This is a genomic window from Blautia sp. MCC269 (assembly GCF_018785655.1).
GTDB lineage: Bacteria > Bacillota > Clostridia > Lachnospirales > Lachnospiraceae > Blautia_A.
Window position 1 is genome coordinate 1 of the sequence record NZ_WQQE01000006.1, and the last position, 25,419, is coordinate 25,419.

Consider the following 25,419-nt stretch of genomic DNA (forward strand, 5'->3'; position numbering starts at 1 on the left):
GTGAAAAGCCTAGTTTTTAAGCTACTCACCCTTTCTTATCATAGAAGAATCCTATTTACAGAGATTTTTTCATAGTCTCGAAAATGCGGATTGACCTGGGCCTGCAGGGTATCAAACTGGGCCTGCAGCTGCAGAAGGGACATGCGTTTTTCTTTTACAATAGATTCATTCAGACGCCGCATCAGATTCTGATATGCGATTCCTACTGCCTGCACTTCATCGTCCGTAGCCGGAACTTTCAGTTCTGCATCCAGATTTTCAATGCCTGTATTTTCCATCTGGTCTTTCAGTGCTGTCAGTGGCCTGGAAAGTTTGCTTGCAATAAAGATCACCACACCCATGGAGATCACAAAACATCCCACAGCCATTCCAAGAGCAATCATCAGTGCATCTTTCATACCTGCAACAATTTCTGTTTTTTCTTCCAGTGCCACAACACGGATTCCGTAATTCCCGGACACTTCCGATGCGGAAGTCCACATACTGGCATCGGAAGAAACTGTTATGGAATCCATTTTGGTTACTGCAGGATGTTTCTTGATATAGCGTACCAGTTCATCCGGCAGCCCCTCGGACCGATACAAAACATGACCACACGGAAGAAATGCCACTACTTTGATGTCACTGTCCGGAACCTCGAAAATATCTTTCAGCTCCTCTGTTGCATACTGAACTTCAATATATCCAAAATCGCCTCCCTGAACTTTTCTCGCCAGGGAAAAAACTTCTTCGCTTTCCCGGATCCCCCATCCGTCCATATGCGGTGCCACCAGAATCGGTTTTCCATGCCTCCTTGCCGCAGAATCCAGCCAGTCAATGGTGGTCGTATTTCGAGCTTTGTTGGTGATCTTGGAACCGGTATTGGTACTGGATGCCACATCCCCGAACTCGTTAAAAATAATAACTCTGTAAAAATTGCTGTTGATATAATACATGGAAATTCCGGAATTCAGGGTATCCAGAAGCTCATTACGTTCAATGGTCTTGCTGTAGGTACTGCTTCCATAATACTTCGGAAGTGTTTTCATGGCGTTTAGCATATCCGGATCTGACAGAATATAATCCGTCACATGTTTCATGGAATCTACAGTAAAATCAACATTCGCAGCTGTCTGCCTGGAATAAAATTTCAGGCTTTGAGCTGCCTTTTCTGACAGTCTCCGGGAATTAAAGTTATAGCTGACTACTCCCAGGATTGCCGATATAAAAAATATTACAATGGAAAAACCAAAGATCAGTTTTGTACGGAATTTCATAAAAACACCTCACATCTTTTATTGAAAAACTGTATATAGCAACAAACAGATACCCCGCCTGTACAGCAGAGTATCTGTTTTTCTCAGTTGCACAGCATTTTAAATCATACCATACAATTCTGATCTTGCATATTTGGTAACCTTTTTTTGCATCAGCCTTTGACAGCTCCGGCTACCATACCATCTACGATCTTCTTGTTGAAGAACAGGAAGAGGATCAGCATCGGGATAGTGATTATCAGTACATCTGCAAACAGCAGGTTATAAGAACTGGAGTATCTGCCCATAAAGTTATAAAGAGTAAGCTGAACTGTTACATTATCATTTCCCGGAAGGAAGTACAGCGGGTTAGTAAAATCGTTGAAAATTGTTACCGCATTCAGGATGATAATTGTGGATGTAACCGGTTTCAGAAGAGGGAAAATAATCTTTACAAACAGATTGCTTCTTGTACATCCGTCGATGTATCCTGCCTCCTCAAGCTCTACAGGAATTGTATTCATAAAACCTTTGTAAAGCATGATGGTAAACGGAATCTGAAGTGCTGTCTCAACCATGATCATACCAAACATGGTTTTGTAAATGTGAAGTCCCTGCATAATCCAGATTGTAGGAAGGATTGCAGGAGGAATCATAAGACCTGTCATAACAAGTGTATCCACGATCTTTACAGGTCTGTCAGATCTTCTCTGAAGAACATAGCCTGCCATGGATCCTACAATGATAAGCACGATCAGGGATCCTATCGTAAGGATAATACTGTTCTTAAATGCTGTGATGATCTGATAATTATTTGCGGAAAATACTTCTTTGAAGTTGCTCCACATCCACTCAGTCGGAAGGGAAAGTCTCAGAAGGTTTGCTTCTTTTCTGTCCTTCAGTGCATTGATCAGCATGAAGAGAAACGGTACTGCAAAAATGAGAATACCGAAAACACATCCAAGGATGTCTCCTAATAAGGTAAGTCTTTTCTGTTTTTTCATTTTAGTTGTACACCTCCCTGCTGTTAAGGAATTTCTGAAGCGGGAATGCGATGATCGCAATTACCGCAAACATGATAACGTTTCCTGCTGTAGACAGACCGAAGAATCCTGCTGCGTACTGTTTGTAAACAACGGATGCAAGTACGTCTGTTGCAAATCCAGGACCACCCTTTGTCATAGCCCAGATCAGGTCAAAGCAGCGAAGTCCGCCGATCAGGGAAAGTGTGATAATGGTATTTGTTGAAGAACGAACCAGTGGCATTACGATGTTTCGAATAGTCTGCCAACGGGTTGCACCGTCGATAGAAGCAGCTTCATAATAGCTGGAATCAATAGATGTGATACCGGCAATAAAGATTACTGTGGAAATACTGACACCTTTCCATACATCAACCGCAATTACGGAAAACAGGGCAAGATGTGTATCACCCAGCCAGTTAGGTCCGGAAATTCCAATAGCTGCAAGAACTGTGTTGAAAAGACCCTTGCTCGGATGCATCAGTGCCTTAAAAATAATACCGATTGCTACTGCACTGACAAGGTTTGGGAAAAACACAAGAGATCTTAAGAAATCTTTTGTCTTGATCTTACTTGTCAGGAACAATGCGATAAAGAATGCAATGATTACCTTCAGTCCACTTGTAAGGACTGCATAGATCAACGTATTTTTTACAGATATACTTAAGGAGTTTTCACTGAAGAATGTTTTATAGTTATCAAGGCCGCAGAATGTAAATGATTTCAGATCCCATACAGTTAAGCTGAAAAACAGTGATGTCACCATCGGGATGATGAAGAAGATCACAAAAATCAGTACTGCCGGAAGAAGAAACCATAAACTGTATATTTTCTTTTTGTTCATGCTTCATTTCCTTTCCGATTTCCAGATGTCTGGCTGACATTAAAGCCGGCCGCCTGAAACACAGGCGGCCGACATACATTTACTTATTTCCAGTCAAGTCCAAGCTGTGTTGCCTGTTTCTTGCAGTCCTCATCGTAAGCCTTTGCAGCTTCCTCTGCTGTAGACTGTCCTGTTGCAACCTCAGAGCAGATATACTCGCAGTTTGTTCCTTTTACAGATGTCTGGAACTCCATTGCAACATTTGTTTTTCCTGTGTCAAAGTATTTCTCCTGAGCCTCTTTAACTCCGTCATATGCGTCATCCGGAAGCTCATATCCTTTGATACAATATGGGCCGTCTGGTTTCTGTGCTTCTGTGAAAGCGTCAAGTGCCTCATCAGATGTATAGAACTCCATAAATCTTAAGATATCATCTTTTTTGTCGCTGTTAGCGTTTCCATAAATAGCTGTTGGCTCCCAAACTGTAAGGCCATGGTTGTCAGCGTCATCTCCCGGAACACCCATAACACCGATTTTGTTTACATCGTCTCCGTAGAGCTCATAGATGCTGGAAAGTGCCTGGGAAAGAATGAACCAGTGAGCACCCTCGCCGTTTACAAGCTTATCGCATGCATCTGCGTATGTAGTTGCTGTGTAATCCTCGTTAAAATATGGCTGAAGGTCAGCGAGTTTCTGGAAGCTCTTAAGGCCAGCCTCTGTTGTAGCATATTTAGCTTCACCAGCTTCGAATTTCTCTGAGAAATCCGGCTCTGCTGCAAGTACATTGTAGTGATCTCCAAGGTATGGAACCTGAATTGTCCAGGAATCTCCAAGAGATCCGATAACTGCTGTCTCACCAGCCTCTTTCAGAGTATCACAGTTCTTGAGGAAATCTTCCCATGTGTCCGGAACCTCAAGGTCATACTGCTCATAAAGATCTTTGTTGTAAAGGATACATCCAAGGTTTGTAGCGGTAAGCGGTACACCGTATACTGCGGAATCAGAACCTGCGCTTACTGCTGATGCGAATGTATCGTCAAGGCGGCTAGCCCACTCCTCACCGGAAATGTCGATGAAGTTGCTCTCCGGGTCAAGCTCGTTGAGCTTAGCACCTGAGTTGTATCCGCAAAGATCTGTCATCTCGCCGGATGCAAGTCTTGTTTTTACCTGGTTATCTCCGTCACCACCTGATGCACGAAGCTCTGTCTCGATGTGGATACCTGTCTCTTTCTCGCAGAGATCAAATACTGCCTGATATCCGGCAGATGCTGTATCCGGGTCGATCAGGAATGTAAGAGTAGCCTCTTTGTACTCCCATTTGCTGTCGGAATCTTTGTCATCAGCTGCAAGTACGCTTGTTGCGCCTGCAAGTGTTGTTCCCATCATTGCTGCACAGAGCAGAACACTGAGCATCTTTCTTTTCATGTTTCGTCCTCCTTTAATTTCGACGTTCCTCATTACTTGATGATGCTATTTTAACAATTTGGACACAAAAAATACATGGATTATCCAATCCTTCCACATGGATTATTGAGCACTTTGTATATGGAATATGTACTTTTTTCGTCATGTGGATGACATTTTGCATGGATATTTCTGTTTTGTACATGGAAAAAGAGCCGCCCTGTTGTGCTATTTTACCACAGACAGGTACGGCTCTGATAATCCAGTTTCTTCCATATTATAATGATATAAACTTAAAGAATATCGATATGCTCTCCGGCAAGTGCTTTATTCATGCTTCGTACCGCACAGAATTTACCACACATGGAGCAGGTATCCTCATGTTCCGGTTTACGGTCATTCCAGATACGTTTAGCTGTTTCCGGATCCATAGCGCATTCCCACTGCGCTTCCCAGTCAAGCTTTCTTCTGGCATCTGCCATCTTATCGTCGATCTCACGGGCTCCGCGGACACCTTTTGCAATGTCTGCCGCATGTGCAGCAATCTTGGAAGCCATGATTCCCTGTTTCACGTCTTCAAGGTTCGGAAGTGCAAGATGCTCTGCCGGTGTTACATAGCAGAGGAATGCAGCTCCGGACATAGCTGCTACTGCGCCGCCGATTGCAGATGTGATATGGTCATATCCCGGTGCAACGTCTGTTACGATAGGTCCTAATACATAGAACGGTGCACCCTGGCAGATGGACTGCTGCACTTTCATGTTTGCTTCTACCTGATCAAGCGGAACGTGTCCTGGTCCCTCGACCATAACCTGGACGTCTTTTTCCCATGCACGTTTGGTCAGCTCCCCAAGGCGTACCAGCTCCTCGATCTGACATACATCTGTTGCATCAGCCAGGCATCCCGGACGGCATGCATCTCCAAGGGAGATGGTTACATCATACTCACGGCAGATGTCAAGAATCTCATCATAATATTCATAGAACGGGTTCTCCTCGCCCGTCATGCACATCCATGCAAAAACAAGGGATCCTCCTCTGGAAACGATGTTCATTTTTCTCTTATGGTTGCGGATCTGGTCGATAGTTTTTCTGGTGATTCCGCAGTGAAGCGTTACGAAATCTACGCCATCCTGTGCGTGAAGTCTTACTACATCGATGAAATCCTTGGCTGTCAATGTGTCAAGGTCTCTCTGATAGTGGATAACGGAGTCATAAACCGGAACCGTTCCGATCATTGCCGGACACTCGCTTGTCAGTTTGCGGCGGAATGGAATGGTGTTTCCGTGGGAGGACAGATCCATAATGGCATGTGCGCCCATGTTTACAGCTTCCATAACTTTCTGCATTTCCACATCGTAATCCTTGCAGTCTCTGGATACACCGAGATTTACATTGATCTTGGTGCGGAGCATGGAACCTACACCTTCCGGATCAATACATTTATGATTTTTATTTGCACAGATAACGACTTTACCGGATGCTACCAGTGGAAGAAGTTCCTCTGTTGTCATTCTCTCTTTTTTGGCTACAACTTCAAGTTCAGGTGTGATGATGCCTTTACGGGCAGCTTCCATCTGTGTACTATAATTTCTCATGTAAAAAAATCTCCTTTCGTGTCAACATCTAATGTCTGATTTTGGAAAATACACAAAAAACCGGCTGTCGCAACGCGTATGCATTACAACAGCCGGCTCTTAATCTTTCGTACTTAAATGAAAATCCTGTGTACTTCAAAATGTCTTCTGTACTCTCTGATCTTCTGTATCTTTAAGAATCCTTCGTGCATATGTCCCTACGTTGGCATTATCCAAATCAGGTTATGGGTCAAGACATTTACAGTCTACTCTCAGCTCGCTTCAGCGGGCCCCCCTGTTTTCATATGTTGGGGACTTTTGTCGTCCATGAGATTATTATAGTATAACAGAAAAAATTTGTAAACCGCATTTCTGCATTTTATGACTTTTTCTTTCGACAAAACCTGAACTGTGTTGATTTTTCTTATGCTCTCTCCCCACAGTCCGCCATACATGTACAGATCGTTTCTTTATGATTTCTGCAATTGAATCTTTTACCCTGATGTGCCAGAAAGGCCAGCAGTTTTCGAAAATATTTCCGGCGCTTTTCTTTTTTCTTCCGTTCCTTTTCAAACTGAGTTTCAAATCCCTGATTGATTATTGCTCCGATCATGGAATATGTATCATCATATTTCATACTGCTCTCCTCCTTTTTATTCTGCATGGATGTTTTTTATTTGCCTACATCATAGCGGAATGTCGGAGTTTCTTCCATGGTCTGAAATAATCAATTTAATTGACTTTATTTATTCTTTCTTCTGTACTGACTCGGTGTGTCGTTGTGCAGCTGCCGAAAAGCACGGATGAAGCTTTCCGGATTTCTGTATCCTACTTTGTCACTGATATCTTCTACACTTAGCTGGCTGTAGAGAAGAAGCTGCTCTCCCTGCTGCAGTCGAATCTCTGTAAGAAGATTGGAAAATGTTTTTCCAGTAATGGATTTGATCAGCTTCGAACAGTATGGCACGGAGAAATGGAATTCCTCCGCAAGTTTATTTAAAGTCACTGTGCTGCAGTTTCCTATCATATAAGCAAGCATTTCAGATTCCTGCTGTGTCCGGTCTCTTCTGCTATCCGGAATACTCACATTGTTTCCGTGGCGTCTCGTCAGCTCCACAAAAAACAGTGTAAGAATGCTGCAGATAATCCTGTCCGAAAAACTGTCACCTGTTTTCTGCTCTCTGTACATATCCAGAATGTAATTGCGGATAACCGTATCATTCTTCGTATGAAAAAGAAGGTAGCGAATTTTTTCCCGGAAATACAGATTCCCCACAAAAAAACTGGAAATCTGGGTTTTATCACGGACTGTATTATAGAAGATGTCCATGAATGTACTGCGGCGGATCAGAATATTCAGAATGATGCTGTCATCCTCCACCGCCAGAATTCCGTGTCTGACATTCGGAGCAATCAGACACAGATCTCCGGCTGTCAGTTTCTCCGTGGAATCCTGAAAAAAATTATTGCAGTTTCCGGACAGTACATATATCATCTCAAAAAAATCATGTTCATGATAAAACAGTGGAAAATATCTGGGATGTTTTACCAGGCTTACATTATATCCCGTTGGAATAAACATATCTTCTCTGGAATATTCATTTATCTTTTCCGGATGGACTGCCCATTCCACATCTTTTTCAAATTCGCAATGACCGGAATGACGTTCCTCGAATTTTGCAATATTCTCCGGAGTTTTTTCCATAAAATAATATTCCCGGTGAATCTTCTCATCATATTTCCATGTGTTCAGTTTCCGGACCAGATCTTTATACTCTGTTTTTTCTCGTTCCATATCTAAGCTTCCATTTTCCTCGGAATACCACCTGATTACTGTGCCGGCTATTTTCCATGCGTACTGCTTAATTCATCTCTTCGGTTTTCCAGCAGTTTTTCATTTGCTTTTTCATACTCGTTGAATTCTGCGGTAATCTGATCATCTGTTTTGGACGCATCCGGGTGATACCAGCTTTTTGCCTGGAAATAAGACGCAATCTCTGCAGTCTGGAATGCTCTTCCGTGGCGGGCAAAGATTTCGTTGATTGCATTCTGGATATCATCCAGGCTTAACCCTGCAATTTCATCTGCGCTGAGATATCTGACATTAACATCCGGCAGTATGTATTCTGAGGAATCTGATGTGGAACTGCTCTGCTCTGTAGAAGTGCCTCCACCTGAAAATTCCTCAATATTCTCCGGTATTTCTCCTGTTTTATCTTCCACCGTACAGGTAAATCCATCCTGAATATCTTCGGAAGGATCTGCCATCCACTGATTGAGACCTGAAGGTGAGCAAGCCGTACCTTTCGTCATCCGTAAAATCGGATACAATTCAGAATTGGCGTCTACCGTCATATTTTCAAAGAAAACTCTCGGACTTGCAAAGCCAAGAGAACAGAATTTATCAATGGAATCTCCGGCTTCTCCCTCAAAATTTTCCCAGAACATATCAATGGGCGATCCGCTGAAATAAAGGCTGTCCGTCTCATCAATCGGATTTAAATTTCCATCTTCCAGCCGAACTCCTTTAAAAAACCATTCCTGTCCTGTTGCGATCACGCCTTCATCGTATGCTTCGTAATAAAATTCATAACTTCCCTTATACTTCCGGAAGAAAACAGAATCCTCTTCTTTTACACATCTTTCATCAAGACTGCTGTAATCGAACTCCTGATACTCCGAAGCGCTGACGATTTCCTGATCCGAAGTAATCTCCCAGGATTCTCCTGATTTTCTCAGCATCTGAAAATGCACTCTGCCATCATAGATAACGGCAAAAATTTCCGGGCTGCCATCCCCGTCAAAATCTTTCGGAAATGCCGCCAGGATTCCGCTGTCTGTATCCGGAACCAGACCGGAACTGTTATCTTCGTTTCTGTGAAGACTGCGAACATAACTCTGATTTCCCATATATCCCAGTCCGCTTATCTGAGATACCACATTGACTGCATCGGAAGCATTATTAACAACCGGCGAAATTCCGGAATCTGCTTGCTGCTTTTCTGCTGATACTGTACTTCCCGGAATGACAGATAAACACATTCCTGCAGACAGCGCTGCAATGATATATTTCTTTTTTCTCATACTTTCCCTCCCTGTTAGACATTCAGGATATCCATCCGCTTTGTACTGCCTGCTGGTACAGATCATCCATTCTGTCCATTTCCATATCGTTGGCATTTGAAGACAGCTGTTCCTGATAGAGTTCTTTTGCCTTCTTATAATATTCCTGAAATTTGCTGTAGTCTCTTGTATCTTCTGCTTTTTTCCCCTGGACTGCTACTTCCAGAAAAGCCAGGTTTTTGTAAGTGCGGTAGTCTTCTCCGTAAGTTTTCAGCATTTCCTGAAGTTTTTCCTGTGCATTGGCATAGTCATCCATATTCTGGTAAAGAACTGCAATATTACATGCCGTATCGTAGTCTCCCATTCCACGGGATTCAATCTGGTCAAAAATCTCCAGTGCGCTCTGATAATAACCGGAATCTCCGGTGTCTGCGCCAAGATCACTGTATACCTGTGCCAGTTCTTCCAGTATTCCGATGTTATTTTCTGACGGAAGTTCTTTCCTTGCCTTTTCCAGGAACTGTGCCTGCTGTTTTTTGCTGTCAATGCTGTCGTTCTGCTTATCCATGCATTTTACAGCCATGATATAAGAACGCATCTGAATATAGGAATCTCTGCTGTTCTCGGCACAGTCCCTGAAAATTTCTTCCGCGCTGCTGTAATCTCCGGTATTGTACTGGATTTCTCCTTTTACATAAGAAACATCCGCAGTGCTGAGGCCTTTGTCCGCTGCTTCATTCAGAAGTTCTTCTGCCTTGTTTGTGTTTCCACAGTAAGCTTCCGCAATGGCATAATCACGGTAATAACTTCCATTTTCGGAATTAATGCGGATGGCCGATTCATATGCATTGGATGCGTTTTCATACTCTTCAAGCTGAGAGTAGGAATCTCCCAGAAGATAATAGACACTGTCCAGAGAAATATCCCGTTTTATTTTTGAATCAGCCAGAATGGTATCATTGATATATTTAACACAGTCCCTGTATTTCTTTTCACGGTTAAGAGCCTCTGCTTTATCCAGATAAACGTCTGCTTTGTCCGGATAAATCCGGATTGCCTTCTGATACCAGGTATCCAGATCTTCATAATTGCCATCGCTGATGCTCTCTTCCATTTTTGAGACTGCTTCTTTATAATCTGCCTGTCTTTTTTTATCGATCTGATGATATCCGACCAGAAGAACCGCTGTACCCATAACTAAGCAGCCTGCTATAATTCCTGCAATCATGTGTGTTTTTTTCGGCCCGGTGTTATCTTCAGTCAGCTTATTCAGATCCGCATAGAGCTCTTCTGCACGCTGATATCTTTTTTCAGGGTCTGGTTCCAGGCATTTCATCACAATCGCAGCCAGTGTCTTGTCTGTTTCCGGCTTTAATTCCAGTAATGGCCGTACACGTCCGTTCTGGTCCATACCAGGCTTGCTTCCTGTAATAAGGTGATAGATTGTCGCTCCCAGGCTGTATATATCCGCTCTTCTGTCAATTTTTTTCCAGCGGAAACGATCCGTTTCACGTTCATTATACCGGATTGCCGCGATCTGCTCCGGCGGCGCATACCCCGGAGTATATCCGGTTACATACGCAGCTCCGCCTCCAAGACTGAAGGAAATATTAAAATCAATGAGACAGATATTTCCATTCGGCATCAGCATAATATTTCCGGGCTTCAGGTCGCTGTGAATCACCGCCGGATTCTGATTATGAAGATATGCCAGGGTTGCTGCAATCTGTTTCATCCAGATAATAATAGAACGTTCCGGAAATACGGTTCCTGCATCCAGGTACTGCTTGAAAGATTTTCCGGGAATAAATTCCATAACCGTATAAACACTGCCATTATCTTCCACAAAGTTGAATACCTGCGGGAGGCAGGTGTGTTTCAGATTTTTAAGCACGTCTACCTCTGTCCTGGTATTCATCAGATCCTGGATATCTGTATTGACTTTTTTCAGAACTACATATTTATTCAGGTTTCTGTGATACGCCTTATATACCGTACCACCGTTTCCGGCTCCGATTTTTTCTATGATCTCGTATGTATTGTCGATATATTTCTGCATTTTCTGGCAACCGTCCTATTTGCTTTTTGCTGTGAGAGTTCCGCTTCCTGCCGGCATTTTTACAGTCAGAACCGCCAGATCAGTACAACCCTCTGCACCGGACAATCCATCTCCAAGAGGATCCGGAATATCGCTGAGATCCTGATATGGATTTTCTGCATATCCACGTGCCTGCAATGCTTCTGCATTACTGCTATTCCAGCTTCCTGTAAGACCGGATGGCTGCAGGCTGGAAGCCAGACTATCCTGTCCCTGTCCGTTTGTAACGGAACCGGAAGCGCACAGCGTTACACTGTCATCTGCTTCTACCTGATAAACTTCAACAGCAGTTACTGCCTCCGGTGTTTCTTCGCCGGAATCATATCCGTAACACCAGGTTGCAAAACCGATTTCAATTTTTCCCTGATAATTCATAAGGAAACAGTCCTGTGTATTTCCATAGGACAGGCTTTCCATCGGGGTTTTCATTCCTGTTGATGTCATCTGGGAAGTCTTTAATTCCACGGTTCCGTTTTCTTCCTTATAAATTCGGAAACCCAGACTTCCGCTCTTTACCTCCACTACAAGAAGTTCTTCTGCTCCGTCTCCGTCCAGGTCTCCCCTTGTTTCTGCCAGACGTCCGGTCAGAGCGGAAGCAGATGTCTCCCCGTATGTAAATGGAATCTGTGTATCTGCCCAGCTGACAGGTGGAAGTTCTTTCGCAAGTGTATTTTTTACATAATCTTCCAGAAGATCTCCGGTGCCAGAAGGTGTTTCGGCTGTCTCTGATGTACCTTCTGTTCCGGATGTTTCATCGGTTACTGATGTTTCATCAGTTCCAGATGTTTCGGAATCTTCGCCGGTTTCTTCTGTTCCGGATGTGTTCGTATCTTCTCCATCTTCCCTTGCCACCGGAATTCCGTCGACTTCGGTGTCCCCGGCATTATCGCCTGTGTACGTATTTTCTCCCGGATCTGGTGTTTCCTCTGCGTCATCTCCTGTCTCCGGTGTTTCGGTTACGGTTGGTTCTTCTGACGGATCTTCTGTCGGATTCGGTTCACCGGTTATGATCGGTTCACCTGTCGGGTCGATGATCTGTACGATCGGTTCTTCTGTTATTGTTGGTTCTGCTGTAACGGTAGGGTCTCCCGTTACATCTGGTTCTCCTGTCACGTCCGGGTCACCTGTCACATCCGGATCACCTGTTATATCCGGATCGCCTGTCACGTCCGGATCACCCGTCACATCTGGAGCCGGGCTTATAGTTACTTTACCCATATGTACGTCTCCATCATCGCCACCCCGGTCACGTCCGGGATCACCTTTCTCTTCCGGCGTAGGTGTCACTGTAGGATCCTTCTTCACAACGATTACCGTATTATCCGTATGATTTATGACCGTATTAACCGTCTGGTCAATCTGGTTCAGTTCCAGATTATATGTAGTTTTGTTCTGTACGGCCAGCTGTGACCTTGTCTCTTTGGAGGCCAACTGAATTTCCCTTGCTTCTTCTCCGTCTGTCACATTTGCGCTGGCTTTTCTCAGGTATTTCACTGCCTTTTCCGGCTGTTTTTCCTTATTGTATACTTTGGCCATTCCAGTGGCTGCTTTTGACGATTTCGGGCTGATTTTCAACGCCTTGGCAAACTTTACTTCTGCTTTATCATAGTTGGCTTCTGCCAGATATTTGTTTCCAAGATCAATCTGTTTTCCGACTCGCGCCGCATTGACCTTATCCGGCACTCCCAGCACAACAATCATGACAATGACCAAAGCCCACAGAACACCTGCTGCTGCCATTATGATAATATAAGGCGCCTTGTTTTTTTTCTTTTTCATACCTCTCTCCTTCTTCCAGATCCCCTGCAAATCTAATGGTTATATCTAATTTTCATTATAAAACTTCCTCTGTATTATTGTCCAGCAAAAAACAGTGTACAGATTTCTCCATACACTGTCTTTTTATAAGTGATATAAAACTCCCCTTTGTTTTTCACCTGATTCTTTTATCTGACGCACTCTTCTGGCAGTTCACAGCTCCCTTTCTGTTCTGCCAGACGTTCTGCTCCGGCACGGCGGATTCCCGCAAAAATGGAACCTGCAATATTATGCCATACGCTGAAGATCGCTCCCGGAAGTGTTGCCAGCGGATTGGCCGCAAAATTGGCCGCTGCCAGCGAAACTGCCAGGCCGCTGTTCTGCATGCCCACTTCAATAGCTATGGCAGTTGTCCTTGCATACTCCACATGGAATATTTTTGCAGCAAGAAGTCCCAGCATCATGCCACAGAAATTGTGGATGGACACAACTCCCAGAACCAGAACTCCGCAGCTTACGATCTTTTCTGCATTTACTGCCACGATCCCTCCAATGATCATGACAATGGCCACAACTGATACCAGCGGCATAACATCCGATACCTTATCCACATGCTCTCCAGCAAGACTTCTAAGAAAGACTCCCAGAAGAACCGGTATCAGAATTACTTTTACCACAGAAAGTACCATCGCCCAGAAAGATACTTCCACCCAGGCGCCTGCCAGGACATATACAAGAAACGGCGTCATCAGTGGCGCAGCCAGTGTGGAAACAATGGTCATTCCCACAGAAAGGGCCACATCTCCTCCAGCAATGTAGGTAATTACGTTGCTGGCCGTTCCTCCCGGGCAGCAACCTACCAGGATCACTCCCAGGGCAAGATCTGCCGGAAGGTTCATCACCTTACACAGAAGCCAGGCGATCACCGGCATAATGGTATACTGAGCCACCGCACCGATCACCACTTCCTTTGGCCTGGAAAAAATAGCCCGGAAGTCTTCCATCCGTATGGTAAGTCCCATTCCAAACATGATCACGCCCAGAAATACCGACGTATAATTCGTCATCCAGGAAAATCCATCCCGCCAGAAAAAGGCCAGGCAGGAAAAGGCGATGATAATGATTCCTATATATCTGGATGCAAAGCTGCTGATGGTTCCGATTTTTTTTAAGATTTTTTCCATATATTATACCTCGTAGCTGAAGTTGTCGATCAGTCTTGTTTTTCCGATGTAAACAGCCATTGCTACGAGAACATCCCGGTCTGCTTTTTCAACCGGCTGCATGGTAAGTGCGTCTACCATGGAAACGTAATCAATTTTTGCAAGAGGCTCTGCTTCGATTACTGCTCTCATTTTTCCCAGAAGTTCTTCTGCGGCGATTCCTGTGTGAATGGTTTCCTGTCCCAGTTTTACTGCTTTTGACAGGCAGAGTGCTGCTTTTCTTTCCTCCTGGCTTAAGTATGTATTTCTGGAAGATTTCGCAAGTCCGTCCTCCTCGCGGATGATCGGGCAGCCTACGATCTCAATGTCGAAGTTTAAGTCACGCACCATCTTGCGGATAATCGCCAGCTGCTGCGCGTCTTTCTGTCCGAAATATGCTCTGTCCGGTGCCACAATGTGGAACAGTTTGGTCACAACGGTGCATACGCCTTTGAAATGGATCGGGCGTGTTTTTCCACAAAGTGTTTCAGACAGGGTGTCTATGCTTACAAATGCGTGGGGATCGTGATACATCTCGGAAGGTTCCGGGCAGAAGATCAGGTCTGCTCCCAGGCTTTCACAGAGTTTGCTGTCACGCTCAAAGTCTCTTGGATAGGCTTCCAGATCTTCGGTCGGTCCAAACTGTGTAGGATTGACAAAATCCGATACTACTACAATGTCGTTCTGTTCTCTGCACTTTCTGATCAGGCTTGCATGCCCTTCATGGAGAAATCCCATGGTTGGCACAAGGCCTACAGTTTTTCCTTCTTTTTTCCACGCTTTGATCTGTTTTCTTGTTTCTTCTACTGTTTTTGTTACCTGCATTGTTCTCTCCTCTTTTCCGGTTCTGGGACCGGTTTTCTTTATAGATTTCGAGATAGCCTCTTTTCTGAATTCACCTTCGTCTTATTTCTGTATGTGTCTTGATTTCTTCTGTTACAAAATTCTGTCAGGCCATATCTTTCAGCAGTCCGTGTTTTTCATAATTGGTCACTCTGCTGATTTTGTTCTCTTCATCTACAAATACAACTGCAGGCTTGTGAGTACGTGCTTCTTCCGGATCGTACCCTGCGTAAGCCATGATGATGATCTTGTCACCGGTGCTTACACATCTTGCTGCTGCTCCGTTCAGGCAGATCATACCGCTTCCGCGTTCTCCGCAGATGGTGTATGTCTCGAAACGGCTGCCATTGTTCACATCTACGATCTGAACTTTTTCATATTCCAGTATTCCGGCAGCTTCCAGCAATTCTTCATCCACAGTGATACTTCCCACATAATCCAGTTCCGCCTGGACAACGGTTGCTCTGTGGATCTTTCCTTTTAACATCTCTATTGTCATCTTATATAAGTCCTTTCCTGCAGGGAATGATTTTCTGTGACACAAAAAAAGGCGCTCCAGGGTACACTTCGACCCTGAAACGCTTCTGATTGATTCCCTGTATATTGAGTCCTGTTTATATCATTAATACAGGCTCTTATCTTTTATAATATAAGATTCCAGTGATTTCAGCCAGAGTATAGTTTTGAGTCCAAATACTATCTCTGTGGGGTATTATGGCATTGTGGCACTGATTTGTCAATAAAAACTGCTGCTATGATCTGCCACGAAGCCATTCTTCCATCGCACTGTGTACCGGAATAGAAGGTGCCGCGCCTTTGGCTGAAACCGCCATTGCGGAAGCTGCCGATGCTTCTCTCAGTGCCATTTCCACTGATTTTCCCGCACAGAGCGCTGCCAGGAAATATCCGCAGAAAGTATCTCCTGCTGCTGTTGTGTCTACAGCATTTACTTTAAATATCGGATGAGAATAAAATTCTTCTTTATATCCGTAGAGAACCCCGTCTTTTCCAAGTGTCATAACAATGGCTGCTTTTGGATACTTCTTTTGAAGTGCTTTCAAAATATCCCGGAAATCACCTTCTGCGGAAGTCCCTGCCAGAGCTGCTGCCTCCAGTTCATTTACCATAAAGATATCCACCAGTTCCAGCGGAAGTTCTTCCGGATTTTTTGGAATTGGCGATGCGTTAAAAACAACTCTGCAGCCTTTTTCATGACTGAGACGGATAATTTCCCCAACCATATTGATCTCATTCTGCAGAAGCACAAAATCTCCGGCTTCTGCTTTTTCCAGCACACTTTGGATATATTCTTCTGTATACATGCGGTTTGTTCCCGCACTGACAATAATACGGTTCTGTCCCTTACTGTTTACTTCTATAAAAGCACAGCCACTTTCTGTATCCATAGTCCGCAGACAGGAAACATCCGCACCGGCATCTGCAAGGATCTCTTTCAGAAAAAGACCGTCACTGCCAACAGCTCCTGCATGCAATACCTGCGCGCCTGCCCGGGCTGCTGCTACTGACTGGTTCAGCCCCTTTCCACCGGCATTGACACTGTATCCCGTTGCCATGATCGTTTCTCCTGGCTGAACAAATTCTTCCACACTGCAGACCTTGTCAATATTTAAAGAACCAAAATTAATAATCTTCATAATATTTGCCATCCCCCCTGTTTTTTCTTAGTATATATTTTCACACAAAAAAGTCCGCAATACAAGCCACAAAAAGCCCCTTCATATAGCAGTTTTCCTACCATATAAAAGAGCTTTTTCTTCAAAAATAATTTCGTTTTTATTTATGCAAATGCACATCCAGCTGATTATAAGGAATCTCAATTCCATAATAATCAAAATCTTCCTTGATCCGCTGATTCAGTCTCCATCTGGTTTCCCAGTAACGGTCCGTGTCTACCCACACACGGAAGCCCATGATCACGGAACTTTCTGCCAGTTCGTCTACAAATACCACCATCTCTTCGTCTTCTCTGGTATCCGGATCTTCGGTGAGAATATCTTCCAGGATATCCTTGGCTTTCTGGATATCTGCATTGTAGGAGATTCCTACCTTGATCTCCAGTCTTCGCTGATCTCTGGCTGTTACATTGGTGATGGCCGTATTGGAAAGAGTACCGTTGGGGATCACGATGTGCTTGTTATCAATAGATAACAGGGTTGTATAACAGATCTCGATCTTGGATACGGTTCCCTCACTTCCATCCTGTCCGTTGACAATGATATAGTCTCCTACCTGGAAAGGCTTGAACAGAAGGAGCATCATTCCTCCGGCCAGGTTGGAAAGTCCACCCTGCAATGCAAGACCCAAAGTAACACCGGCAGTTCCAAGAAGTGCTGCCAGGGATGATTCTTTCACACCAAAACTTGTAGATATGTTAAAGAGCAGAAGTATGTAAAGCACGATCTTGACCAGGGATGACATAAACTGCGCCACACCTGTATCCAGTCTGGATTTTGTCAGTGATTTTCTAACAAACTTAACGATCCATTTAATTACCGTGCTGCCCACCCAGAAAGCAACAATGGCCAGAACAACTTTGATTCCGAATTTTGTGATGTCCGGAAGATAATTCTCAAACATCTGCTTATACTGGCTTACCTGGTTTCCTACCTCCTGCACTGTCTGTACAGTACTGTCCAAATAAAATCCCTCCTGTCTGATCATATTTCTGATATAGCCGGACTCTATAATCCGCATCTGGTAATATAATAATACAGCAGCGTTTTTTTTCTGTAAAACCGATTTCTCCGATTCTGCGAGATAGAAATAATAAACCGCTGCTGTATCTGTATTATCATTCTGTTATATTTTTCTTTATTTATTAATTCCCTTCATGGAAAGGCTGATCCGCTTCTTCTTCATATCCACACCAAGGACACGAACATCCACGATATCTCCCACGCTGACTGCTTCCAGCGGATGTTTGATGAATTTCTCGCTCATCTCGGAAATATGAACCAGACCGTCCTGATGAACTCCGATATCTACAAAAGCACCAAAGTCAATAACATTGCGGACAGTTCCTTTCAGTACCATGCCCTCTTTCAGATCTTTCATATCCAGGACATCGGTACGGAGGATCGGTTTTGGCATCTCATCTCGTGGATCTCTGGCCGGTTTTTCCAGCTCTTTTACGATATCACGAAGAGTTGGCTCACCGATTTCCAGCTCTTTCGCCAGTTTTCCGTAATCGCGGATCTGTCTGGAAATGCCGGTAAGTTTACGCTCTGCCACATCTTCCGGTGTGTAACCGAGTTTTTCCAGGAGTTTTTTTGCTGCGTCGTAGCTCTCCGGATGAACACTGGTTGCATCCAGAGGATTTTTGCCCCCTGTGATCCGTGTGAAACCTGCACACTGCTCAAAGGCTTTCGGACCAAGCTTGGCAACTTTTAGAAGTTCTCTTCTTGTCTGGAAACGGCCGTTTTCCTCACGGTAAGCGACGATATTTTTTGCGATGGCCTTGCTGATTCCGGAAATGTATTCCAGAAGGGATGCGGATGCCGTATTCAAATCCACACCGACCTTGTTTACACAGTCTTCCACAACACCGTTCAGCGCTTCCCCCAGTTTCTTCTGGTTCATGTCATGCTGATACTGGCCCACACCGATGGATTTCGGGTCGATCTTTACAAGCTCTGCCAGCGGATCCTGAACTCGTCTTGCGATGGATGCGGCACTTCTCTGTCCCACATCGAAATTCGGGAACTCTTCTGTTGCAAGCTTGCTTGCAGAATATACGGAAGCACCTGCCTCGTTGGTGATCACGTACTGAACTTTTTCCGGGATCTCCTTGAGAAGTTCCACGATAATCTGCTCGGACTCTCTGGATGCAGTTCCGTTTCCTACGGAAATCAGGGTTACGTGATATTTACTGATGAGTTTTTTCAGGGTTTCCTTGGCTGCACGGATCTTGGTCTCGTTGGTTGGCGCTGTTGGATAAATCACGGTGGTATCCAGAATTTTTCCGGTCGGATCTACCACTGCCAGCTTACATCCTGTACGGAAGGCCGGATCCCATCCAAGAACGACCTGTCCTGCGATTGGAGGCTGCATGAGAAGCTGCTCCAGATTTTTGCCAAAGACATGGATGGCACCGTCTTCTGCTGCCTCTGTAAGAGCGCTTCGGATCTCACGCTCAATGGCCGGTCCGATGAGACGTTTGTAACTGTCCTCAATGGCTTCCTTCAATACCGGTGTGGTATTAGGATTGTCACGGACGATCACCTGTTTCTCCAAATAACGGATAATCTCTTCCTCCGGTGCAAGAATCTTCACAGTAAGGAATTTCTCTTTCTCGCCACGGTTCAGGGCAAGGACACGATGACCTGCAAGCTTCTTCACCGGCTCCTCGAAATCGTAATACATCTCGTATACGGACTGCTCTTTCTCATCTCTCGCAGTAGAGCAGATCGTTCCTTTATCCATAGTTCTCTTACGGATGTTGATACGATAGTCCGCCTCATCGGAAATATGCTCTGCAAGGATATCTCTGGCGCCGCTGATGGCTTCTTCCACAGTTTTGACTTCTTTTTCTTCGGAAAGAAATGCTTTTGCCTCTTCTTCAAGAGGTTTCTTCGTCATCTGAAGAAGAATGATATCAGCCAGCGGTCCCAGACCTTTTTCCCTGGCGATGATGGCACGTGTACGGCGTTTCGGGCGGTATGGGCGGTAAAGGTCTTCTACCACAACAAGTGTCTGAGCTGCCTCGATCTGTTTCTTCAGTTCCGGAGTCAGCTTGCCCTGCTCCTCAATGCTTCCGAGAACCTGGGCTTTTTTGTCCTCAAGATTTCTTAAATAGGTAAGTCTCTCGTTAAGGTTACGAAGCTGTTCGTCATTGAGAGTACCGGTTGCTTCTTTACGGTATCTGGAAATAAAAGGAATGGTGCAGCCTTCGTCGATCAGTTTGACTGCTGCCTCGACCTGCCATTTCTCAACGTTCAATTCTCTGGTAATTACCTGAATAATATCCATTTTTATCTTTCTCCCGTTGTTTCAAATTTGCCTGAGGCTGCATTCCCCTCTTTACACAGCTTCTGACATTTATCAAAGATCAATCTGTGCGATCACGTCCTTCAGAGCATTGGCGCTTGCATGAAGCTTCTCTGTCTCCTCTTCGGTCAGCGGAACACGAACGATACGTTTTACACCTTCCGGTCCGATAGAAGCCATGGTACTAAGACATACGTCTTCAACACCGTACTCTCCGTGAAGCATGGTTGATACACTGACTATTGTATCAGATGCTGCAAGAAGAAGCGAGCAAAGTCTGCAAACAGATACGGCTACCGCATAAAATGTAGCACCCTTCTTGGCGATCACAGTTGATCCTGAAGTATGAACATACTCCAGAACCTCTTCTCTGTCAAGTGGCTGCAGATCTTTCTGATCCTCATGAACGATCTTGTCAAACTCATCAAGGGTCGCACCTGCAACAAAGGCTCTGGACCACGGTACAAAGGAAGTATCTCCATGCTCTCCGAATACATAGGCGTGGATGTTTTTCTCAGATACACCGTAGTGCTGAGAAAGTCTGCAGCGGAGACGGGCCGTATCCAGGGCGGTTCCAGAACCAAGGATCTGATTTTCCGGCAGTCCGGAAAGCTTTGCAAATGCATAAGTCATAACATCACATGGATTACTTACGATAATATAAAGCGCTTTGGGAGCCACCTTTACGATCTCCGGAGTAATACTCTTCATAATGTTGACGTTGGTCTGTGTCAGCTCGATGCGAGTCTGTCCCGGTTTTCTGGCAATACCGGAAGTGATGATCACAATGTCAGAATCTGCAGCATCCGGGTAATCTCCTGCCACGATGGAGATCGGCTCACGGAAACTGGTTCCCTGCTCAATATCCATAACCTCACCTTCAGCCTTATCTTTGTTAATATCGATCAGAACGATCTCTGATGCAATACTCCTCTGTGATAAGGTATAAGCGATAGTTGCTCCTACACTTCCTGCTCCGATGATCGTAATTTTACTGCTCATGTTTGTTCTCCTTTCAGCGTTGTTTGTCACATAAATAACGATTTTAATTGTATCTACTCAAACATAACATAAAACATTGGTGTACGCAATAAAATTATGACTGGATTTTTTAATGGATTTTGCGTTAATTATTGATGTAATTCAAAATTCTTTTTGTATATTCTGTATTTTTATATATTATTCTGTGCATTTATATGTTATTTTTTTGTCGATACAAGAGTAAAAAAGTGGATTATGCGTTTATATATGGATGCAAAAACCCCGGGAACTTCCTGGATTTTGTGAAGTTCCCGGGGACTTTGACTTAGATCAAGAGTGTTGGTTATAGTCAAGCAGATATTCGCAATCCGCATTCGCTACTTGCTCATAACCGAATAACTGCTTTGCAGTTAATTCGGTTATTTTTTTGCCTGTGCAAGCGCTTTCTGTGCTGCTCCCAGAATACCCTCAGATGAAAGTGTTGCTCCACTGACGGTATCAATACCATCTGCAGTCTGATTTGCCATGATCTGAGGATAAATGGTATTCCATGCCTCATTAAAGAATTCCGGAGTATCATTATTCGTCTGTGTAATCTCAACAATCTGACCTCCTGAGATGGTTACGGTCAGTCTTGTTTTTCCGCCATATCCAAAAGCTGATCCCTGATAAGTTCCATCGATATACATTCCTGCGGGGGTCGGTTCCGGCTCTTCGGTAGGCTCCGGTGTTACATCAGGATTCTCCGGATCTGGAGTCGGTGTTACATTTGGATCTTCCGGATCGATTGTCGGTTCCGGTGTTGCCGTTGGAACCGGCGTTGCGGTCGGCTTCGGCGTTGCCGTTGGTTTTGGTGTTGCCGTTGGCTTTGGTGTCGGTTTCTTTGTCGGAGTTGGAGTTACTTTCTTACCATATTCCGGATTAAGTGCAGACTTCAGAGCCTTTTTCACAGCATTCAGAATTCCGTTGGAAGAGTAGGTTGCTCCGCTGACGGTATCAATATCGTCTACATAATCCGTTCCCACAATCTGCTCTTCCAGCACACTCCATGCTTTTTCGAAAAACATCGGAGTATCTGAGTTTTCCTGTTTTACCGCTGTGATAATTCCATCCTTGATGGTTACAGTCACTTTTACATCTCCGCTGTAACCTTTTGCGGATGCTTTGTATGTACCATCCAGATATTTTTTCGGACTGTCAGGATCTGGATTTGCAGTTGGCTTTGGTTTCTTTGAAGGGGCTTTTGTTGGCGTTGGTGTGGAGGTCGCCACAGGTGCAGGGGTGACCTGCTGGCTGCTTCCATCTGCCGCTGCCTGGGATAACGCATTCTGAACTGCCTGGATAATTCCGTTGGAAGAATAGGTTGCGCCGCTGACTGCATCCACATTTGGTGTATTTCCCGCAATCATTCTGCTGATTACGCCCTGTGCGGACGCAAAATAGGAAGCAGTTTCGCCGGAAGCGTCCAGGATATCAATGGCTGCAATCTTTCCACCGCTGATGGTTACACGGACGCGGATGGTTCCGCCGAATCCGGTTCCGGAGCCTTCGTAGGTTCCGTCTTTATATCCGTTTGCCGGAACATCTGCTACAGGAGTCTGGGTGGATCCCTGTCCGGCCGCACTGGCGTTATTTCTGGCAGATTCTGATACGGTTCTTTTTCCTGAGCTTTTTTTTGCTGCTGTTTTTTTCGTACTTTTCTTGGATGTGCTTTTCTTTGACGTACTGCTCTTTTCTGCTGCTGTACTGTTGTTGTCTGTTGGATCAGAAGTCTCCTCATAACCGAGATATTTTTCCAGTTCAGAAGCAGACATGACCGTTGTATCTGCTTTCTGGACAGATTCCGTATTTGCATCGGAGCCCTGCGCTTTTATACCTGAAAATACAAGTGCCGCAATTACAGCAGCTGCAGGGATCAGCTTCGGCCAGGGTACTTTGGGTGTGCCATTTTCAGCTGGCTTTTTGTCTTTTAAATCTTTTTCCATAATTTTTTCTCCCCTCTTTTTTATGCGGCTTCTGTCAGGTATATGCTCTTTCGGGCGTTTCCGGTCATTTTCCGAACCGCCACAAAAAATGAGCAGACCTCTGCCGCAGATATTTCCGTATACCTGCGGCAGAGGTTCTTACTCTTTTATGAACCGTTGTATTATTTAACAGTTACCACAAATTTCTTTGTAATTCCGTTGCATTTAACGGTGATGGTTGCCTTACCTTTTCTGATTCCTTTTACAACACCTTTGCTTGTTACGGTTGCAACTTTCCTGTTGCTGCTTATGTATGTAACTTTGGAAGCTGGTGCTGCTTTGGATTTGATGGTTGTTGTTTTTCCTTTTGCAATTGTTGCAGAGGATTTTGTAAGTGTAAAGGTCGGGTTCTTAACTGTCAGCTTGTAGGTTGCTTTCAGTTTTCCGCTTGTTGCTGTAATCGTTACAGTTCCGGCTTTGATTCCCTTTACGGTACCTGTCTTGCTGTTTACAGTTGCAATCTTGGTATTGCTGCTCTTGTATGTTACAGAAGATACTCCGGCCAGTGTTGCTTTTACAGTAGCTGTTTTTCCTTTGTAAACAACTGCGGATTTCTTTGCGAATTTTACATATGGAGCTTTTACAGTTACTTTGCAGGTTGCTGTTGCGTTTCCGCAGTTTGCAGTAATCACTGCAGTTCCGGCTTTCACACCTTTTACAACACCTGTGCTTGATACTGTTGCTACTGCTTTGTTGCTGGTTGTATATGTTACTGTCTTAGCTGTATCATTTGAAGTTGCCTTCAGAGTAACTGTTTTTCCTGTGTAAATGGTTGCAGATGTTTTGTCAAGAGTAACTGTCACTTTTACAAGAGCTGCTTCTGCTGCCTTAAGATGCTCAAGTGCCTCATCAACCTCTGCCTGTGTTGCATCTTCTCTTGCAAGAAGCTCTTCTGCCTCCTGAAGCTCTGTCTGCATTGCTGCCCAGGTCGCTTTTGTATAATCGTTCTCAGCAAGTGCTTTTGCTGTTTCAACCTCTTTTGTAAGAGCAGTTGTATCTGCCGGCTCTTCAGATGGTTTTACAATATTTGCGTCTGTAGCATGTACCACAAAACTGTAGTCTGCATAGCCAAGTGCGTATACTGTCAGTCTCCAGTATCCGGTTCCGTCTGTTCCTTCCGGAAGCTGGCATCTTAAAGAATCGGTAAGTCCAAGCTGGATTCCCATGGATTTATGCATCCAGTTATCTGCCGCAAACTTGGTTCCGAAAGATCTCAGCACGTTTGTTCCTGTAGCGTCATCTCCACAATAATCCCAGCGTACTGCCTGCATGTTCGCTCCAAGGTCTCCGTATCCTTCTCCTGTGATATCCACACGGAGGAATTCTCCGTAACTTCCGCTTGCTTCTTTTACTGTTGGTGTTACATTTGCTGCTGTTTTCTGAGCCTGATCCTTGATTCCGGAATCTGCTCCTGTTTTTCTTGCCTCAAATGTAAAGCTGTCACCGTTTTTCACTGCATATTTCAGACCGTTGGTGTCTGCTGTTACTGCTGCTGTTGCTGTATAGGAGCTCAGCTGTACTTCGCCATATCCGCCTTCCAGCACGCCATCATTGGTAACTACGTTGTATTTCTGGCAGAATGCATCATAATCTTCTGTTTTTACGGCAACCGGGATATATTTCAGGCCATAAACTTCATAGTGATGCATATCTACAGTTGTTCCGTCTGCTTTTGTGATAGTTCCTCTGTTAAATCCTACAGTTGTTCCATCTGTCAGCTTAATGGTATTCTGATCTACCCATGCCGCAATCGGATATCTGCTTCCGTCTTCTGCCACAATGGTTGTCTCTGTCTGGAAGCTTCCTCTGTGAAGTCCGTGGTTTGTAGTTGCTCTTGTTACCGTATCAAAAGCACCTTTGTCAAGTTCATTGTGACCATCCACTTCCTCAGAAGGAGTTGTATCTCCTGCTGCATATACGCCTTCGTTTACCCAGTACTCTGCCCAGGTCAGGCCTGCATATACATACTGATACTCTCCCTGAAGTTCATCAGAATCCGCAAATGCCTCTGTCTCGTCGTCTGCTGCTGTAAATTCGTCTACACCGGAAGCCTCTTCCTCCGTATTCTCTGCTGCACTTTCCTCTGTGATCTCATCAGCGTTCTGGTCCTCTGCCGCGATCTCTTCTGCATCAGCAGCCTCTCCCGCAGCTGCCTCGTAATCGGAAACCTCAGCAATCTCTTCCTCATCGCTCTGCTCGGTTTCGTCTGCTACAATGCTGCTGTCCAGGTCTGTTGCCATTACAGCTGTAGGAAAACTTGTTGCTGCCACTGCAAGACTTAAGATGCAGGGAGCTGTTTTTTTCAGTAGATTCCACTTATGCATTACTTATTCCTCCTAAAAATATGAAATATTTATAGAAACCTTTCCAGGGGTCACTATCG

The 25,419-nt window shown here is 44.6% G+C and carries 19 protein-coding genes; all 19 read right to left on the minus strand.

The annotated features are described in order from the left end of the window. Positions 1 to 38 precede the first annotated feature (38 nt). Entirely contained in the window at positions 39 to 1,256 is a 1,218-nt protein-coding gene (locus tag GPK88_RS01465; RefSeq protein WP_215707484.1) for a sensor histidine kinase, read from the minus strand. 152 nt (positions 1,257 to 1,408) lie between these two features. Further along, entirely contained in the window at positions 1,409 to 2,239 is an 831-nt protein-coding gene (locus GPK88_RS01470; protein ID WP_148445223.1) for a carbohydrate ABC transporter permease, read from the minus strand. 1 nt (position 2,240) lies between these two features. Further along, the gene (locus GPK88_RS01475; protein WP_119239679.1) at positions 2,241 to 3,101 is read right to left on the minus strand and encodes a carbohydrate ABC transporter permease; all 861 of its coding nucleotides are present in this window, start codon (positions 3,099 to 3,101) and stop codon (positions 2,241 to 2,243) included. A gap of 83 nt (positions 3,102 to 3,184) precedes the next feature. Next, positions 3,185 to 4,504, minus strand: a complete 1,320-nt coding sequence (locus GPK88_RS01480; protein ID WP_148445225.1) for an ABC transporter substrate-binding protein — start codon at positions 4,502 to 4,504, stop codon at positions 3,185 to 3,187. A 272-nt stretch (positions 4,505 to 4,776) separates the two neighbouring features. Then, positions 4,777 to 6,081 (minus strand): phosphomethylpyrimidine synthase ThiC, encoded by a 1,305-nt coding sequence (gene thiC / locus GPK88_RS01485; RefSeq protein ID WP_173762000.1) that lies wholly within the window; start codon positions 6,079 to 6,081, stop codon positions 4,777 to 4,779. Between the two features lie 403 nt (positions 6,082 to 6,484). Beyond that, positions 6,485 to 6,697, minus strand: coding sequence for a hypothetical protein (locus GPK88_RS01490; RefSeq protein ID WP_173761999.1), 213 nt, complete (start codon positions 6,695 to 6,697; stop codon positions 6,485 to 6,487). A gap of 105 nt (positions 6,698 to 6,802) precedes the next feature. Beyond that, the gene (locus GPK88_RS01495; protein WP_173761998.1) at positions 6,803 to 7,855 is read right to left on the minus strand and encodes an AraC family transcriptional regulator; all 1,053 of its coding nucleotides are present in this window, start codon (positions 7,853 to 7,855) and stop codon (positions 6,803 to 6,805) included. A 47-nt stretch (positions 7,856 to 7,902) separates the two neighbouring features. After that, positions 7,903 to 9,144: a YARHG domain-containing protein gene (locus GPK88_RS01500; protein WP_173761997.1), complete on the minus strand. Its 1,242-nt coding sequence runs from the start codon at positions 9,142 to 9,144 to the stop codon at positions 7,903 to 7,905. 22 nt (positions 9,145 to 9,166) lie between these two features. Continuing rightward, the gene (locus tag GPK88_RS01505; protein ID WP_173761996.1) at positions 9,167 to 11,182 is read right to left on the minus strand and encodes a serine/threonine-protein kinase; all 2,016 of its coding nucleotides are present in this window, start codon (positions 11,180 to 11,182) and stop codon (positions 9,167 to 9,169) included. A gap of 15 nt (positions 11,183 to 11,197) precedes the next feature. Further along, positions 11,198 to 13,000, minus strand: coding sequence for a tetratricopeptide repeat protein (locus GPK88_RS01510; RefSeq protein WP_195566001.1), 1,803 nt, complete (start codon positions 12,998 to 13,000; stop codon positions 11,198 to 11,200). Between the two features lie 167 nt (positions 13,001 to 13,167). Then, a complete protein-coding gene (locus tag GPK88_RS01515) occupies positions 13,168 to 14,163 on the minus strand; it encodes a bile acid:sodium symporter family protein (protein WP_148445239.1) in 996 nt (331 codons plus the stop codon). A gap of 3 nt (positions 14,164 to 14,166) precedes the next feature. Next, complete coding sequence (panC, locus tag GPK88_RS01520; RefSeq protein ID WP_021977422.1) at positions 14,167 to 15,006, minus strand: pantoate--beta-alanine ligase; 840 nt, start codon at positions 15,004 to 15,006, stop codon at positions 14,167 to 14,169. 124 nt (positions 15,007 to 15,130) lie between these two features. Then, positions 15,131 to 15,523 carry an aspartate 1-decarboxylase gene (gene panD / locus GPK88_RS01525; RefSeq protein ID WP_021977421.1) on the minus strand — a complete coding sequence of 131 codons (393 nt, stop codon included), beginning with the start codon at positions 15,521 to 15,523 and terminating at the stop codon, positions 15,131 to 15,133. 253 nt (positions 15,524 to 15,776) lie between these two features. Continuing rightward, positions 15,777 to 16,679, minus strand: coding sequence for a ribokinase (locus tag GPK88_RS01530; protein WP_173761994.1), 903 nt, complete (start codon positions 16,677 to 16,679; stop codon positions 15,777 to 15,779). Between the two features lie 139 nt (positions 16,680 to 16,818). Beyond that, entirely contained in the window at positions 16,819 to 17,706 is an 888-nt protein-coding gene (locus GPK88_RS01535; RefSeq protein WP_148445243.1) for a mechanosensitive ion channel family protein, read from the minus strand. Positions 17,707 to 17,856: 150 nt separating this feature from the next. Continuing rightward, complete coding sequence (locus GPK88_RS01540) at positions 17,857 to 20,013, minus strand: Tex family protein (protein WP_148445246.1); 2,157 nt, start codon at positions 20,011 to 20,013, stop codon at positions 17,857 to 17,859. A 72-nt stretch (positions 20,014 to 20,085) separates the two neighbouring features. Further along, on the minus strand, positions 20,086 to 21,033 hold the full coding sequence (locus GPK88_RS01545) for an L-lactate dehydrogenase (RefSeq protein ID WP_173761993.1): 948 nt from the start codon (positions 21,031 to 21,033) through the stop codon (positions 20,086 to 20,088). A gap of 398 nt (positions 21,034 to 21,431) precedes the next feature. After that, on the minus strand, positions 21,432 to 22,997 hold the full coding sequence (locus GPK88_RS01550) for an FMN-binding protein (protein ID WP_173761992.1): 1,566 nt from the start codon (positions 22,995 to 22,997) through the stop codon (positions 21,432 to 21,434). A 161-nt stretch (positions 22,998 to 23,158) separates the two neighbouring features. Continuing rightward, positions 23,159 to 25,360, minus strand: coding sequence for a penicillin-binding Tp47 domain C-containing protein (locus tag GPK88_RS01555; RefSeq protein ID WP_173761991.1), 2,202 nt, complete (start codon positions 25,358 to 25,360; stop codon positions 23,159 to 23,161). Between the last annotated feature and the right edge of the window lie 59 nt (positions 25,361 to 25,419).